The sequence below is a fragment of the Xanthomonas sp. DAR 80977 genome, from assembly GCF_041240605.1.
Lineage (GTDB): Bacteria > Pseudomonadota > Gammaproteobacteria > Xanthomonadales > Xanthomonadaceae > Xanthomonas_A > Xanthomonas_A bundabergensis.
The window spans coordinates 4,874,083-4,888,500 of sequence record NZ_CP162487.1 but is presented as its reverse complement, the minus strand read 5'-3'; the positions used below and the strand labels follow the sequence as shown (position 1 = coordinate 4,888,500).

17 protein-coding genes are annotated in these 14,418 nt (G+C 69.8%); 13 read left to right on the top strand and 4 right to left on the bottom strand.

Going from position 1 to position 14,418, the window contains the following annotated elements:
• From rpe to AB3X10_RS20800, 11 genes are all read left to right on the top strand, one after another.
• Positions 1-669, top strand: a complete 669-nt coding sequence (gene rpe / locus AB3X10_RS20850; protein ID WP_369977300.1) for a ribulose-phosphate 3-epimerase — start codon at positions 1-3, stop codon at positions 667-669.
• 1 nt (position 670) lies between these two features.
• Positions 671-1,153, top strand: a complete 483-nt coding sequence (locus AB3X10_RS20845; protein ID WP_369977299.1) for a GNAT family N-acetyltransferase — start codon at positions 671-673, stop codon at positions 1,151-1,153.
• A gap of 412 nt (positions 1,154-1,565) precedes the next feature.
• Positions 1,566-2,504, top strand: coding sequence for a lipid kinase YegS (gene yegS / locus AB3X10_RS20840; protein WP_369977298.1), 939 nt, complete (start codon positions 1,566-1,568; stop codon positions 2,502-2,504).
• Positions 2,505-2,845: 341 nt separating this feature from the next.
• A complete protein-coding gene (trpE, locus tag AB3X10_RS20835; RefSeq protein WP_369977297.1) occupies positions 2,846-4,321 on the top strand; it encodes an anthranilate synthase component I in 1,476 nt (491 codons plus the stop codon).
• Positions 4,318-5,394: a low specificity L-threonine aldolase gene (locus tag AB3X10_RS20830; RefSeq protein WP_369977296.1), complete on the top strand. Its 1,077-nt coding sequence runs from the start codon at positions 4,318-4,320 to the stop codon at positions 5,392-5,394. The genes trpE and AB3X10_RS20830 overlap by 4 nt, the downstream gene beginning before the upstream one ends.
• Positions 5,395-5,415: 21 nt before the next feature.
• On the top strand, positions 5,416-6,195 hold the full coding sequence (locus tag AB3X10_RS20825; RefSeq protein WP_369977295.1) for an SIMPL domain-containing protein: 780 nt from the start codon (positions 5,416-5,418) through the stop codon (positions 6,193-6,195).
• Positions 6,196-6,205: 10 nt separating this feature from the next.
• Positions 6,206-6,784: an anthranilate synthase component II gene (locus AB3X10_RS20820; protein ID WP_369977294.1), complete on the top strand. Its 579-nt coding sequence runs from the start codon at positions 6,206-6,208 to the stop codon at positions 6,782-6,784.
• A 2-nt stretch (positions 6,785-6,786) separates the two neighbouring features.
• The gene (locus AB3X10_RS20815; protein ID WP_369977293.1) at positions 6,787-7,146 is read left to right on the top strand and encodes a hypothetical protein; all 360 of its coding nucleotides are present in this window, start codon (positions 6,787-6,789) and stop codon (positions 7,144-7,146) included.
• A 16-nt stretch (positions 7,147-7,162) separates the two neighbouring features.
• Positions 7,163-8,242, top strand: coding sequence for an anthranilate phosphoribosyltransferase (trpD, locus tag AB3X10_RS20810; protein WP_369977292.1), 1,080 nt, complete (start codon positions 7,163-7,165; stop codon positions 8,240-8,242).
• A 170-nt stretch (positions 8,243-8,412) separates the two neighbouring features.
• Entirely contained in the window at positions 8,413-9,210 is a 798-nt protein-coding gene (trpC, locus tag AB3X10_RS20805) for an indole-3-glycerol phosphate synthase TrpC (protein WP_369977291.1), read from the top strand.
• A complete protein-coding gene (locus AB3X10_RS20800; RefSeq protein ID WP_369977290.1) occupies positions 9,207-9,929 on the top strand; it encodes a haloacid dehalogenase-like hydrolase in 723 nt (240 codons plus the stop codon). The genes trpC and AB3X10_RS20800 overlap by 4 nt, the downstream gene beginning before the upstream one ends.
• Positions 9,930-9,944: 15 nt before the next feature.
• Here the strand turns inward: AB3X10_RS20800 and AB3X10_RS20795 are convergent, their stop codons facing one another.
• Together AB3X10_RS20795 and crp are read right to left on the bottom strand one after the other, a co-directional pair.
• Positions 9,945-10,703, bottom strand: coding sequence for a sulfite exporter TauE/SafE family protein (locus AB3X10_RS20795; protein ID WP_369977289.1), 759 nt, complete (start codon positions 10,701-10,703; stop codon positions 9,945-9,947).
• 48 nt (positions 10,704-10,751) lie between these two features.
• Positions 10,752-11,441 (bottom strand): cAMP-activated global transcriptional regulator CRP, encoded by a 690-nt coding sequence (gene crp / locus AB3X10_RS20790; protein WP_046979198.1) that lies wholly within the window; start codon positions 11,439-11,441, stop codon positions 10,752-10,754.
• A 148-nt stretch (positions 11,442-11,589) separates the two neighbouring features.
• Here crp and speD point away from each other — a divergent pair, with 148 nt between their 5' ends.
• Both speD and AB3X10_RS20780 read left to right on the top strand, forming a co-directional pair.
• Entirely contained in the window at positions 11,590-12,384 is a 795-nt protein-coding gene (gene speD, locus AB3X10_RS20785) for an adenosylmethionine decarboxylase (protein ID WP_145704786.1), read from the top strand.
• Positions 12,385-12,503: 119 nt separating this feature from the next.
• Positions 12,504-12,821 (top strand): DMT family transporter, encoded by a 318-nt coding sequence (locus tag AB3X10_RS20780; RefSeq protein WP_003470247.1) that lies wholly within the window; start codon positions 12,504-12,506, stop codon positions 12,819-12,821.
• 180 nt (positions 12,822-13,001) lie between these two features.
• On the opposite strand, the gene AB3X10_RS20775 is transcribed toward AB3X10_RS20780, so the two are convergent.
• On the bottom strand, positions 13,002-13,511 hold the full coding sequence (locus AB3X10_RS20775; RefSeq protein ID WP_369977288.1) for a hypothetical protein: 510 nt from the start codon (positions 13,509-13,511) through the stop codon (positions 13,002-13,004).
• A 193-nt stretch (positions 13,512-13,704) separates the two neighbouring features.
• Positions 13,705-14,349 (bottom strand): 2-polyprenyl-3-methyl-6-methoxy-1,4-benzoquinone monooxygenase, encoded by a 645-nt coding sequence (coq7, locus tag AB3X10_RS20770; RefSeq protein ID WP_369977287.1) that lies wholly within the window; start codon positions 14,347-14,349, stop codon positions 13,705-13,707.
• Positions 14,350-14,418: the final 69 nt, after the last annotated feature.

The window sequence follows — 14,418 nt, the reverse complement described above, 5'->3', positions numbered from 1 at the left end:
ATGTCCGACTGCATCATCTCCCCGTCCATCCTGTCCGCCGATTTCGCCCGCCTCGGCGAGGAAGTGGACGCCGTGCTCAAGGCCGGCGCGGACTGGATCCATTTCGACGTGATGGACAACCATTACGTGCCCAACCTGACCATCGGCCCGATGGTGTGCCAGGCGCTGCGCAAGCACGGCGTCACCGCGCCGATCGACGTGCACCTGATGGTCGAGCCGGTGGACCGGCTGATCCCGGATTTCGCCGAGGCCGGCGCCAGCCTCATCAGCTTCCATCCCGAGGCCAGCCGCCACGTGCACCGCAGCATCCAGCTGATCAAGTCGCACGGCTGCAAGGCCGGGCTGGTGCTGAACCCGGCCACCCCGGTGGACATCCTCGACTGGGTGCTCGACGACCTGGACCTGGTGCTGGTGATGTCGGTCAACCCGGGCTTCGGCGGCCAGGCCTTCATCCCCTCGGCGCTGGACAAGCTGCGCGCGATCCGCAGCAAGATCGACGCCAGCGGCAAGCCGATCCGCCTGGAGATCGACGGCGGGGTGAAGCCGGACAACATCGCCGCGATCGCCGCCGCCGGCGCCGACACCTTCGTCGCCGGCTCGGCCATCTTCAATGCCCCGGACTATGCCGCGGTGATCGCGCAGATGCGCGCCGCGGTGGCGGCGCGCTGAGATGCCCGCGCTGCACATCCGCCCGGCCACCGCCGACGACGCCGCGCTGATCCTGCGCCTGATCCGCGACCTGGCCCGCTACGAGCGCGCCGAGGACGCGGTGCAGACCGACGAGGCCGGCCTGCGCGCCAGCCTGTTCGGTCCCGGCGCCACCGCGCACGCGCTGATCTGCGAAGCCGACGCGCAGCCGATCGGCTATGCGGTGTATTTCTACAACTATTCGACCTGGCTCGGCCGCAACGGCCTGTACCTGGAAGACCTGTACGTGGACCCGGAACACCGCGGCAGCGGCGCCGGCAAGGCCTTGCTGCGGCACCTGGCCAGGCAGGCGCTGGCCGAGGGCTGCGGCCGCTTCGAATGGTCGGTGCTGGACTGGAACCAGCCGGCGATCGACTTCTACGAGGCCGCCGGTGCGCGGGCGCAGGACGAGTGGACCGTGTACCGCCTGCAGGGCGAGGCGCTGGCCAGGTTCGCGGCCGGCTGAGCGGCGCGCACAAAGAAAGAACCGCACTGTCGCCAGTGCGGCCCCTGGGAGAAATCGGAGGCTGATCCTGCCTCCATCCGTCGTCCTTGCTATGGCCTTCCATGTTCCGGGCGATCGGTGACGCGCGTATGACACCGCGGCGGACATCGCGGCGTGCGCCGCTGGCGTCGCGCGCCGCGCAGGCAACTGGGCGTCGTGCCGCAAGCGGTCGCCGGCCGGCCGCATGCGCCGCGCGACCCGCGGACCTGCGCAATGGCCCCGCTGCCGGGTGGCGGCGGATTCGTACGGATGCCGCTCGGCAGTGCGGATATCCGCGCCGGGCGCGTTGTTCGCCGCCAGCGGCGCACGCCGCATTCACGATGTCCGCATCCGCCGCCGGCTAGGCTGCGCGCCTGATCCCGGGAAGGTCCGTATGGCAACACCGCACTGGCGTCTGATCCTCAACGGCAAGTCCGCGGGCGACGAACCGCTGCGCGAGGCCGTCGCCGCGCTGCGCGCGCGCGGCATCCAGCTGCAGGTGCGGGTGACCTGGGAGGAGGGCGACGCCGAACGCTACGTGGCCGAGGCCGTGGCCGACGGCGCCGACTGCATCGTCGCCGCCGGCGGCGACGGCACCCTGAGCGAGGTGGCCAGCGCGCTGGCCCACCACGACGCCGACGCCGCGGCGTTGCCGGCGCTGGGCCTGGTGCCCTTGGGCACCGCCAACGACTTCGCCAGCGCGGCCGGCATTCCCGACACGCCACTGGCGGCGCTGGAACTGATCGCGCAGGCGCCGGCCGTGGCCATCGACCTGCTGCGCATCGAGGCCGAGCACGGGCCGCACTGGTGCGCCAACGTCGCCAGCGGCGGCTTCGGCACCCAGGTCACGGTGGAAACCGACGAGGGCCTGAAGAAGATGCTCGGCGGCCTGGCCTACCTGATCACCGGCATGGGCCGGCTTGGCCAGATCGACCCGATCCAGGCGCGGTTCGAAGGGCCGGAGTTCGCCTGGGAGGGCGAGTTCATCGCGCTGGGCCTGGGCAACGGGCGCCAGGCCGGCGGCGGCCAGGCGCTGTGCCCGGACGCGCTGCTCGACGACGGCCTGCTCGACCTGACCATCGTCCCGGAGATGAGCGGCGAGGTCGCCGCCACGCTGGGCACGCTGGTCACCTCCGGCAAGCAGGCCGCGCTGGAGCGGGTCGCGGTGCGCGCGCGGCTGCCGTGGCTGCGCATCGACGCGGCCGAGCCGCTGACCTTGAACCTGGACGGCGAGCCGGAGACCTCGCGGCATTTCCGCATCGATTGCGTCGCCGGCCGCCTGCGCATGCACCTGCCGCCCGGGTCGGCCTTGCTGCGCGGCCGGGCGGGGTAGCGGCACGCCGGTCGCTGGCCTGGAGGGGGCGCGCGTCGCGACTGAAGTCGCTCCCACAATGGGACTTGCGGCGCGGCGGCTGGGTGCGCTGTGGGAGGGACTTCAGTCCCGACTGCATCCAGCCCAGGGAGTCCAGGCGCTTTTCAGGCTGCGCAACAGCAGGTACGGCGCCACGCCGATGGTCCCTGCTGCAACCGTTGCCAGTCGCCGCAGTTGCGGTAAAGTAGCCGCCGTGTCCAGCCTGACGACCCCGCGTTCCCTCACTTCCGCTCGCCGTGCGTGGCGATGGTGGCCTGCAGCCGTCGTCCGCCCCGCCACCGAGTCCCGGAAGGAAAGTCGTCTTGATCACCCGCGAGCAGTTCCAGCGCTACGCCGCTGAAGGCCACACCCGCATCCCCGTCGTCCGCGAAGTGCTGTCCGACCTGGACACGCCGCTGTCGGTCTATCTCAAGCTCGCCGACGCCCCGCATACCTATCTGTTCGAATCGGTGGAAGGCGGCGAGCGCTTCGGCCGCTACTCCATCATCGGCCTGCCGGTGCGCCGCGTGTACACCTTCCGCGGGCATACGCTGGAGGTGCGCGATCACGGCGAGCTGATCGAGCGCCGCGAGGTCGCCGATCCGTTCGCCGAGGTCGAGGCGCTGCGCTCGGCGCATTCGGTGCCCAAGCTCGACGGCGTGCCCGGCTTCACCGGCGGCCTGGTCGGCTGGTTCGGCTTCGAATGCATCGGCTACATCGAGCCGCGCCTGGCCAGCGGCGACAAGCGCAACGAGCTCGACACCCCCGACATCCTGCTGATGCTGTCCGAGGAGGTCGCGGTATTCGACAACCTCAAGGGCCGCCTGTACCTGATCGTGCACGCCGATCCGCGCGAGGCCGACGCCTGGGAGCGCGCACAGGCGCGGCTGGACGCGCTGACCGCCACGCTGCGCCAGCCCGGCGCCGGCTACCCGGTGCCGCTGGCGCGCGACGTGCTCGACGAAAGCGACTTCGTCTCCGGCTTCACCCGCGAAGGCTTCATCGACGCGGTGGAGAAATCCAAGGAATACATCCGCGCCGGCGACATCTTCCAGGTGGTGCTGAGCCAGCGCCTGAGCGTGCCGTTCAGCGCGCGCCCGGTGGACGTGTACCGCGCGCTGCGCGCGCTGAACCCGTCGCCGTACATGTATTTCCTCGACGTCGGCGACACCCAGGTGGTCGGCTCCTCGCCGGAGATCCTGGTGCGGCTGGAAGCGGGCCAGGTCACCGTGCGTCCGATCGCCGGCACCCGCCCGCGCGGCAGGACCGTGGAAGAGGACCTGGCGCTGGAGGCGGAGCTGCTGGCCGACCCGAAGGAGCGCGCCGAGCACCTGATGCTGATCGACCTGGGCCGCAACGACGCCGGCCGGGTGTCGCAGGCCGGCACCGTCGCGGTCGGCGAGCGCTTCGTGATCGAGCGCTACAGCCACGTCATGCACATCGTCAGCGAAGTCACCGGCACGCTGCTGCCCGGGCTCAGCTACGCCGACGTGCTGCGCGCCACGTTCCCGGCCGGCACGGTCAGCGGCGCGCCGAAGATCCGCGCGCTGGAAGTGATCCGCGAGCTGGAACCGATCAAGCGCAACGTCTACGCCGGCAGCATCGGCTACCTCGGCTGGCATGGCGACGCCGACACCGCGATCGCGATCCGCACCGCGGTGATCAAGCACGGCCGCCTGCACGTGCAGGCCGGCGCCGGCATCGTCTACGACTCCGACCCGCAGAAGGAGTGGGACGAGACCATGAACAAGGGCCGCGCGCTGTTCCGCGCGGTGGCCGAGGCGGCGAAGGGGCTGTGAGCGTGTCCGCGCCGAGCCCGCGGGTCAGCTTCCGCAACGACTACAGCGAAGGCGCGCATCCGCGCCTGCTCGCCGCGCTGGCCGCGGCCAGCGCCGAGCAGAACGGCGGCTACGGCCTGGACCGGCACAGCGAACGCGCGGCGCAGCTGATCCGCCGCGAGATCGCCTGCGCCCATGCCGACGTGCACCTGCTGGTCGGCGGCACCCAGACCAACCTGGCCGCGATCGCCGCGTTCCTGCGCCCGCACCAGGCGGTGATCGCCGCCGCCAGCGGGCATATCGCCACCCACGAGACCGGCGCGATCGAGGCCACCGGGCACAAGGTGCTGACCGTGGAAGCGGCCGATGGCCGGCTGAGCCCGGCGCTGGTCGCGCCGCTGCTGGCCGAGCACGGCAACGAGCACATGGTGCAGCCGCGGCTGCTGTACGTGTCCAACACCACCGAAGTCGGCACCCTCTACCGCAAGCGCGAACTGCAGGCCTTGCGCGAATTTTGCGATGCGCACGGGCTGTGGCTGTTCCTGGACGGCGCGCGCATCGGCAGTGCGTTGACCGCCGAGGGCAACGACCTGGGCCTGGCCGATGTCGCCGCGCTGACCGATGCGTTCTACATCGGCGGTACCAAGAACGGCGCCCTGCTCGGCGAAGCGCTGGTGATCGTCAATCCGGCGCTGCAAGCGGATTTCCGCTACCTGCTCAAGCAGCGCGGCGCGCTGCTGGCCAAGGGCATGGTGCTGGGCGCGCAGTTCGCCGCGCTGTTCGAGGACGGCCTGTACTACGCGCTGGCCGCGCACGCCAACCGCATGGCCGCGCGCCTGCGCGAGGGCCTGGCCGCGGCCGGGGCGCAGTTCGCGTCGGACTCGCCGACCAATCAGCTGTTCGTAACGTTGCCGGCCGCCGCGGTCGAGGCGCTGGCGCAGCGCTACGACTTCGAGCGCTGGCAGCTGCTGGCCGATAGCCGTTGGGTGATCCGTTTCGTGACCTCGTGGGCCACGCAGGCCGATGCGGTCGACGCGCTGATCGAGGATTTCGCTGCATCGACCCGTGCCGGCACGCAGCGCGCAGCCGGCTGACATTCACCAGGGAGAGGAAGGATGAAGACGAACAAGATCGGTCGCTGGATCATCGCCGCCTCGCTGGCGCTGCCGGCCTTCGCCGGTGCGCAGGTCAATAGCCTGCCGTCGCAGCCGCACCTGCTGGTCAAGGGCGATGCGCAGCGCGAAGTCATGCCTGATCGGTTCAACATCAGGTTGACGCTGGAAGCCGTCGATTTCGCGCCGGAGGTGGCGCGCAAGCGGGTACAGGAGGACGCGACGAGTGTCCTGGCCGCGTTCAAGCAGCATCATGCACTGGGCGATAGCGTACATGCGTCCACCTTGTCGATCGAGCCGGAACGTCGCTATGAGAACGAACGCCAGGTGTTCAAGGGAACCAAGGTGGAACGCACCTTGTCCGCCGACTTTTCCACGCTCGACGATGTACGCCGGTTCCTGGCTGAGTTGAAGACCAGCCAGTCTCTGCAGGTCTCCGCCATCGTCCCCACCTACAGCAAGGAAACCGAGGTGCGCGCCGAACTCAAGCGCCAGGCAGTCGAGCAGACGCGTGTCTCGGCGCGCGAATTGGCAAGCGCCTATGGTGTGTCGCTGGGCGGGCTGTACACGATTTCCACAGTCGCCCCCAACTTCGCCTATGGAGTTCAGGCAGGAACCTGGCAAAGAGAGCGAGGCCAGGCGAGTGATGGCTTTGGCTACAGCCTGGACGCCATCCAGGTGACAGGCAACCGGGCGGCAGCTGCGCCGTTGGCCGAATCCCTCGAAGCCGGCAGCCTCACCCTTTCCGAAAACGTCTATGCGGTCTTCCTGATCGCGCAATGAGTCCCCCGCCATGCTGCTGATGCTCGACAACTACGACAGCTTCACCTACAACCTCGTGCAGTACCTGCAGGCGCTCGGCGCCGAGGTCAAGGTGGTGCGCAACGACGCGCTCAGCGTGGACGAGATCGAGCGGCTGGCGCCGGAGCGCATCGTGATCTCGCCCGGCCCGTGCACGCCGAACGAGGCCGGCGTGTCGCTGCAGCTGATCGAGCGGCTCGGCCAGCGCACGCCGATCCTCGGCGTATGCCTGGGCCACCAGAGCATCGGCCAGGCCTACGGCGGCGAGGTGGTCCGCGCCGGCACCATCATGCACGGCAAGACCTCGCGCATCCGCCACGAGGGCCGCGGCGTGTTCGCCGGGCTGCCGGACCGCTACGAGGCCACCCGCTACCACTCGCTGGTGGTGGAGAAGACCGCGCTGCCGGACTGCCTGGAAGTCACCGCCTGGACCGAAAACGAAGACGGCACCATCGAGGAGATCATGGGCCTGCGCCACCGCCAGTTTCCGGTGGAGGGCGTGCAGTTCCATCCCGAGTCCATCCTCACCGAGCACGGCCACGCGCTGCTGAAGAACTTCCTGGAGCGGTGAAGATGCGTCTGCCTCTACGTCTGCTGCTTGGCGCGATCGCGTCGCTGCCGAGCGCTGCGTGTTTCGCGGCGCCTGCCGCCGCCGAGCCGGCCGCGCCGCAGTGCGCTGCGGAGGCGCTGAAGCAGGCCGCCAAGCTGCTCGCCTTCCACTCCGGCAACGACGAGCGCGCCGAAGTCGAAGACAAGGTCGGGCGCTTGCCATCCATCGTCAATCCGGCCAACCCGAAGCAGCGCTTCGAGGTGCTGGAAGTAGGGGGATACATCTACAAGGGCAAGTACCGCATGCGCCTGCTCTATTACCCGATGCGCGACGGCGACTGCGTGCTGATGGGCCAGGAAATCCTCGAGTACGCCAGTCTCTGATCCGCCAGGAACCGCCATGACGCTGACCCCCCAGCAAGCCCTGCAACGCACCATCGAGCACCGCGAGATCTTCCACGACGAGATGGTCGGGCTGATGCGGCAGATCATGCGCGGCGAGGTGTCGCCGATGATGACCGCGGCGATCCTCACCGGGCTGCGGGTGAAGAAGGAGACGATCGGCGAGATCGCCGGCGCGGCCGCGGTGATGCGCGAGTTCTCGCGCACCGTCGAGGTCGCCGACCGCACCCACATGGTCGATATCGTCGGCACCGGCGGCGACGGCTCGCATACCTTCAACATCTCCACCTGCGCGATGTTCGTGGCCGCCGCGGCCGGCGCCAAGGTGGCCAAGCACGGCAACCGCAGCGTCTCCTCCAAGTCCGGCAGCGCCGATGCGCTGGAAGCGCTGGGCGCGGCGATCGAGCTGCAGCCCGAGCAGGTGGCGCAGGCGCTGGCCGCCACCGGCATCGGCTTCATGTACGCGCCGGTGCACCACCCGGCGATGAAGGTGGTGGCGCCGGTGCGGCGCGAGATGGGCGTGCGCACCATCTTCAACATCCTCGGCCCGCTGACCAATCCGGCCGGTTCGCCGAACATCCTGATGGGCGTGTTCCATCCCGACCTGGTCGGCATCCAGGCGCGCGTGCTGCACGAGCTGGGCGCCGAGCGCGCGCTGGTGGTATGGGGCCGCGACGGCATGGACGAACTCTCGCTCGGCGCCGGCACCCTGGTCGGCGAGCTGCGCGACGGCCAGGTGCGCGAGTACGAAGTGCATCCGGAGGATTTCGGCATCGCCATGTCGGCCAGCCGCAACCTCAAGGTGGCCGATGCCGCCGAATCGATGGCGATGCTGCTCGGCGTGCTCGACAACGTGCCCGGCCCGGCGCTGGACATCGTCGCCTTCAACGCCGGCGCCGCCCTGTACGTGGCCGGGGTGGCGGCCGACATCGGCGCCGGCATCGTCCTGGCGCGCGCCGCGATCGCCGACGGCCGCGCGCGCGCCAAGCTGGATGCGTATGTGGCGTGCACGCGGCGGTTGGTGGGTGTTCGGGACCCGGGACCCGGGACCCGGGACCCGGGGGGCTCCGGCTCCTGACGGGCACGCGCGCAAATCCATGCCGCACGCGTGGCCTTCGCGCTTGCCGATGACGAACCGCCACCCACGCTGCTGCCGAATCCCGAATCCCGAATCCCGAGCCTCGGGCAGTCACAACCGCTGCGCCCAACTTGGCCGATAATGCCCGACCCCCAGGATCCGAACCGCCAATGAGCAGCGACATCCTCCGCACCATTCTCGCCCGCAAGGCCGAAGAGATCGCCGCGCGCCGCGCGCGCGTGCCGCTGGCCGAGCTGGTCGCGCGCGCCGAGGCGGCGCCGCCGGTGCGCGGTTTCGCCCGTGCGCTGCAGGCCGCGATCGCCGACGGCGCGCCGGCGGTGATCGCCGAGGTCAAGAAGGCCAGCCCGTCCAAGGGCGTGATCCGGCCCGACTTCCATCCGGCCGACATCGCGGTCAGCTACGAGTTCGGCGGCGCCGCCTGCCTGTCGGTGCTGACCGACGAGGACTTCTTCCAGGGCCACGACCGCTACCTGCAGCAGGCGCGCGAGGCGTGCACGCTGCCGGTGCTGCGCAAGGACTTCACCATCGACCCGTACCAGGTGTACGAGGCGCGCGTGCTCGGCGCCGACTGCATCCTGCTGATCGTCGCCGCGCTGGACGACCTGCAACTGGCCGAACTGTCGGCGCTGGCGCTGCAACTGGGCATGGACGTGCTGGTCGAAGTGCACGACATCGACGAGCTGGAACGCGCGATCCAGGTGCCGGTGCCGCTGATCGGCATCAACAACCGCAACCTGCGCACCTTCGAGGTGTCGCTGCAGACCACCCTGGACATGAAGGACGCGGTGCCGCGCGACCGCCTGCTGGTCACCGAGAGCGGCATCCTCGGCCCGGCCGACGTGGCGAAGATGCGCGCGGCCGGCGTGCACGCGTTCCTGGTCGGCGAGACCTTCATGCGCGCCGAGGAACCCGGCGAGGCGCTGCGCCAGCTGTTCTTCGAGCCATGACCGCTACCTATCCCGCCCCGCGCGCCGATGCGCCGCTGGTGGTGTTCGATTTCGACCACACCCTGTACGACGGCGACTCGGGTAGCCACCTGTTCGCCTGGCTGATCCGGCGCAATCCCTTGCGCCTGGCCGCCGCGCTGCTGGCCACGCCGCTGCTGGGGCCGCTGGTGGCGATGCTGCCGACCCGGCGCAGCGGCATCTCCGGCTACGTGTGGATCGCCAGCTTCGGCCTGCACCGCGCGCGCGAGTTCAACCGGGTGATCGACCAGTACGTCGTGCGGCACGAGGCGCAGATCCGCCAGCGGCTGCTACCGCAGGCGCTGGAGGTGTTCGCCCGGCACCGCGCCGCCGGCGACCGGGTGGTGGTCGCCACCGGCGCACCGCCGGAGCTGGCACGCGCCATCCTCGGCTTCGTCGCGCACCAGGACGTGCCGGTGGTCGGCAGCCTGATCGGCCCGCGGCTGGGCGCGGTCACCGCCACCCGCCACTGCCACAACCAGGAGAAGATGCGCATGCTGCGCGAGCTGGGCTATGGCGAGATCGCCACCGCCTACTCCGACAGCACCGCCGACCTGCCGTTGCTGCAGGCGGCCGCGGTCCCGGTGGTGGTCAATCCCAAGGGGGCGGCGGTGGCGCGCTTCCGCCGCGAACTGCCGTCCGGCACGCCGATCCTGAACTGGGGTTGCCGCGACCGCGCCGGCGACGCCGCGCCGCCGTAACTGCGCAGGGCCTGGCTAGGCCCACCAGCGATACAGCGTGCTGCCGACCTGGTACGCGCTGATCCCGAGCACCAGCAGGCCCACCGCCACCAGCATCCAGCGTTCGCGCACCCGCTTGACCAGCACCGCCGCTAGCGGCGCGGCCAGCATGCCGCCGACCAGCAGTCCGAGCACGATCTCCAGGTGCTGCACGCCCATGCTCAGCAGGAAGGTCAGCGAGATCGACAGCGTCACCAGGAACTCGGCGGCGTTGACCGTGCCGATCGTGGTGCGCGCCTGGCCGCCGCGCGCCAGCAGGGTCGAGGTCGCCACCGGACCCCAGCCGCCACCGCCGCTGGCGTCGAGCAGGCCGGCGACGAAACCCAGCAGCGGTACCCGTTGCACCTGCTGCCGCGGCAGCGCGCGGCCGGCCGCGCGCAGCAGGATCAGCACCGCCAGGCCGAGCAGGTACAGGTAGACGAACGGGCGGATGAGCTCGCCGGGCAGCTGGGTCAGCGCATAGGCACCGAGGATGCCGCCGGCCATGCCCGGCAGCGCCAGGCGCAGGAACAGGCGCTTGTCGACGTTGCCCAGCGCCAGATGCGACAGCCCCGAGGCGCCGGTGGTGAAGACTTCGGCGCTGTGCACGCTGGCGCTGACCGCCGCCGGCGGCAGGCCCATGCTCAGCAGCACCGACGAGGACACCAGGCCGAAGGCCATGCCCAGTGCGCCATCGACCAGCTGCGCCGCCAGGCCGACCAGCACGAACCAGTAGAACGTCTCGCTCAGCAGCATCGCGGGGGACCGCCGCCGCTGGCGCGGCGCGCGGTCACGGTCTTGCGCTCAGCGCGCGCCGTACAGCACCACGGTCTTGCCGCGGGCATGCAGGATGCCGTCCACCTGCAGCTTCTTCAGCACCCGGCCAGCCATCTCGCGCGAGCAGCCGACCAGCCGCGCCAGCTCCTGCCGCGACACGCGCAACTGCATGCCCTGCGGATGGCTCATCGCCTCCGGCTCCTGCGCCAGGTCGTGCAGGGTGCGCACGATGCGGTCGGTGACGTCCAGGAACGCCAGGCGGCTGGCCTTGCGCGAGGTGTCGAGCAGGCGCTTGGACAGCTGCACGCCGATCGCGTACAGCACCCGCGGCGCGTCGGCCGACAGCGAGCCCAGGAACAGCTGGTGCAGCCGTTCGTAGCTGATCTCGGCCAGTTCGCACGGGGTGCGGGTGCGCAGGATCACTTCGCGCTGGTCCGATTCGATGAACAGACCCATCTCGCCGACGAACTCGCCGCTGCCGAAATAGCCCAGCACCAGCTCGCGGTCGTCATCTTCCTCGGCGATGATGCTGACCGAGCCGCTGACCACGTAGTACAGGGTGCCGGCCGGATCGCCCGGCCTGAACACGTCGGTCCGCGCCGGATAGCGACGCCGATGGCTGTGCGCCAGGAAGCGGTCGATGGTGGCGGTGTCCAACGTCAGAGGACTTGGAGCGATGCGCACAGGTGTTGCTGTGGAGGTGTTTCCGGGACTCATGGCGGCTTCGCTACTGCGTGAGTCCCGAAGCTTAACGGGACGCGTTGTCTGCGGCAAACGAGCGCCAGACCCCACGTTTCGCTGCGGGCGCGTTTGGCCCATAATTGCTGCCCTTTCTACCCCATCCATCTTTTAGAGGATTCACGCCGTGGTCAAGCCGTTGCCTCGCCTGAGGCTGCAAGGTTTCAACAACCTCACCAAGGCGTTGAGCTTCAACATCTACGACGTCTGCTACGCGGTTTCCGAAGAGGAGCGCCAGCGCTACATCGAGTACATCGACGAGCAGTACGACGCCGACCGCCTGACCGAGATCCTCACCGATGTGGCCGAGATCATCGGCGCCAACATCCTCAACATCGCGCGCCAGGACTACGATCCGCAGGGCGCCTCGGTGACCATCCTGATCTCCGAAGAGCCGGTGATCGACAAGAAGGCGGCCGGCAAGGAGATCATCTCCGACGCGGTGGTCGCGCACATGGACAAGAGCCACATCACCGTCCATACCTACCCGGAAACCCATCCGCAGCACGGCATCGCGACCTTCCGCGCGGACATCGACGTCGCCACCTGCGGGGTGATCTCGCCGCTGAAAGCGCTCAACTACCTGATCGAGCGGCTGGAATCGGACATCGTGATCATGGATTACCGCATCCGCGGCTTCACCCGCGACGTGAAGGGCAAGAAGCACTACATCGACCACAAGATCAATTCGATCCAGAACTTCCTGGCCAAGAACATCAAGGCCCGCTACGAGATGTTCGACGTCAACGTCTACCAGGAGAACATCTTCCACACCAAGATGCACCTGAAGGACTTCGACCTGGACCAGTACCTGTTCGAGGAAAAGGCCAAGAACCTGTCGTTCAAGGAGCGCATGCGCATCGAGGCGCTGCTCAAGCGCGAGATCGAGGAGCTGTTCCACGGTCGCAATCTGGCCGAGTAGCACGTCACATTCGGCGGGACGGCCCGCCCCGCGGCGTTTGCGCTGCGACCCCTGCCGACGGCGGCCCGATGTGCAGACATCGGGCCGTTTTTGTTTTTATTTGTCTACGGAGACAGACAATGCCATGGATCTACCTGCTGCTCGCCGGCCTGTTCGAAATCGGCTTCGCGCTCGGCCTCAAGTACAGCGAAGGCTTCACCCGGCTGTGGCCGACCCTGGGCACCCTGGCCGGCGCCGGCATCAGCCTGTGGCTGCTGACCCAGGCCCTGAAGCACATCCCGCTGGGAACGGCCTATGCGATCTGGACCGGGATCGGTGCGCTGGGCACCGCCGCACTGGGCATCGCGCTGTTCGGCGACAGCGCCTCGCCGGCGCGGCTGGCCTGCATCGGCCTGATCGTGGCCGGCGTGATCGGGCTGAAGCTGGTCCAGTCCTGAGCGCTGCCGGGTCCGGAGCGTGAAAGGGCGTCGAATGCCGTCGGCGAGGGCGCTGCCAGGCTGCGCGGCGGTGCGCATCAATAGATAAGAGGATCGGGCGAATCCATGTAGCGGTTCGCCTGGTGCGCCGTCGTCACCGCATCCGGCGCGGGCGACAGGCCGGCGCTCTTGCCCGTACGCTCAGACCGCGGCGGCGCGGCGCGGGCGCAGCACGCGCCCGATCAGCACCTGGTGCGCGGCCGCGGCCAGCAGCGCGGCGATCGACAGCGCGATCGCCAGGCGGGTCAGCACGCCGCCGAGGTTGCCGGCGTGCTGCAGCTGGTCGAGGCGGCCGAAGCGCGACGGATCGGCGTTGGCGTAGGCGATCTCCACGGTCGCGCCATCCAGCAGCAACGCCCCGGCCTCGGCGCCGCTGGCCTCGAAGGCGCCGCGGTGCAGCCGGCCCTTGCTCTCGAACACATAGTGGAAGCGGTAGTGCACCAGCGGCTCGGCATGCACGCCGAAGGCGCCGTCGGCGATCACCGGCACCGTCGCCACCGAATGGTCGCGCAGGATCGCGCTGGCATGGCGGTAGTCGCCGAGCAGGTGGTACAGCAGCGCGCCGCCGCCGAGCGCGAACAGCCCGGCGAACAGCAGGCGCGAGAGCCAGCGGGTCAGTGGCGAGGGAAGCTGGGTGGCGCGTGCAGGCATATCGGTCGGGCAAGCGGGCGCAAGCGGCATGGCCGGGCGCCGTGGTGGATCGGATGCAGGCGGTACCGGGTTGGAGCCGCCGGTCGCTGGAACAGGAGGGCCGACGTGGAATCAGTCAGCATTTGTTCACTTTAACCCGAATGCCACCCCGACGCCAGCGCGGTGCCGCGCGGCGCCGGCGCAAGCGGCGCGCTCACAGCCGGTAGGCGACCGCCTTCATCAGCCGCGAGGCCGCCGCCATCAGGCTCGGGATCGGCGCCGGCAGGCGCCGCGCGCCGGCCTGTTCGGCGTGCTCGGCATGGCGCGCCTCGTCGGCCTTCATCACCTTCAGGACGTCGCGGCTGCGCAGGTCGGCCGGCGGCAGCGTCTGCAGGTGCTCGTCCAGGTGCGCCTCGACCTGGCGCTCGGTCTCCACCACGAAGCCCAGGTTCCAGCCGTCGCCGCGCAGTCCGGCCAGGGTGCCGATGGCATAGCTGCCGGCGTACCAGACCGGATTGAACAGGCTCGGGCGGCTGTCCAACTCGCGCAGCCGCGCCGCGCACCAGGCCAGATGGTCGGTTTCTTCCTGCGCCGCCTCCAGCAGGTGCGCGCGGGTGGCCGGATCGCGCGCGACCGCGGCCTGGCCGAAATACAGGCCCTGCGCGCAGACCTCGCCGACGTGATTGATGCGCATCAGCCCGGCGGCGTGCCGGCGTTCGTCCGGCGCCAGCACCACGTCGGCGGTCGCCGCGGCCGGGTAGGGGCGCTGCGCCGGCGGATTGCCGAACACCGTCTCCAGGGCGCGCTGGGCTTCGACCAGGGCGCGGTCGAGCGGGGACTGCAGGCGGGGAGCCGTCATCGAGGGGCCGGGGTCGGTGGGGGCATTCGATTTTCCCCTCGGGTCGCCACAATGCCAAGCGCGCCGGCC

Excerpts from the sequence above, each read along its gene's own strand:
- AB3X10_RS20800 (WP_369977290.1), top strand. The coding sequence starts at position 9,207 with ATGACCGCTACCTATCCCGCCCCGCGCGCCGATGCGCCGCTGGTGGTG.
- AB3X10_RS20845 (WP_369977299.1), top strand. The coding sequence starts at position 671 with ATGCCCGCGCTGCACATCCGCCCGGCCACCGCCGACGACGCCGCGCTG.
- trpD (WP_369977292.1), top strand. The coding sequence starts at position 7,163 with ATGACGCTGACCCCCCAGCAAGCCCTGCAACGCACCATCGAGCACCGC.
- AB3X10_RS20775 (WP_369977288.1), bottom strand. The coding sequence starts at position 13,511 with ATGCCTGCACGCGCCACCCAGCTTCCCTCGCCACTGACCCGCTGGCTC.
- AB3X10_RS20780 (WP_003470247.1), top strand. The coding sequence starts at position 12,504 with ATGCCATGGATCTACCTGCTGCTCGCCGGCCTGTTCGAAATCGGCTTC.
- crp (WP_046979198.1), bottom strand. The coding sequence starts at position 11,441 with ATGAGTCCCGGAAACACCTCCACAGCAACACCTGTGCGCATCGCTCCA.
- trpC (WP_369977291.1), top strand. The coding sequence starts at position 8,413 with ATGAGCAGCGACATCCTCCGCACCATTCTCGCCCGCAAGGCCGAAGAG.
- AB3X10_RS20815 (WP_369977293.1), top strand. The coding sequence starts at position 6,787 with ATGCGTCTGCCTCTACGTCTGCTGCTTGGCGCGATCGCGTCGCTGCCG.
- rpe (WP_369977300.1), top strand. The coding sequence starts at position 1 with ATGTCCGACTGCATCATCTCCCCGTCCATCCTGTCCGCCGATTTCGCC.
- AB3X10_RS20820 (WP_369977294.1), top strand. The coding sequence starts at position 6,206 with ATGCTGCTGATGCTCGACAACTACGACAGCTTCACCTACAACCTCGTG.
- coq7 (WP_369977287.1), bottom strand. The coding sequence starts at position 14,349 with ATGACGGCTCCCCGCCTGCAGTCCCCGCTCGACCGCGCCCTGGTCGAA.
- AB3X10_RS20795 (WP_369977289.1), bottom strand. The coding sequence starts at position 10,703 with ATGCTGCTGAGCGAGACGTTCTACTGGTTCGTGCTGGTCGGCCTGGCG.
- yegS (WP_369977298.1), top strand. The coding sequence starts at position 1,566 with ATGGCAACACCGCACTGGCGTCTGATCCTCAACGGCAAGTCCGCGGGC.
- AB3X10_RS20825 (WP_369977295.1), top strand. The coding sequence starts at position 5,416 with ATGAAGACGAACAAGATCGGTCGCTGGATCATCGCCGCCTCGCTGGCG.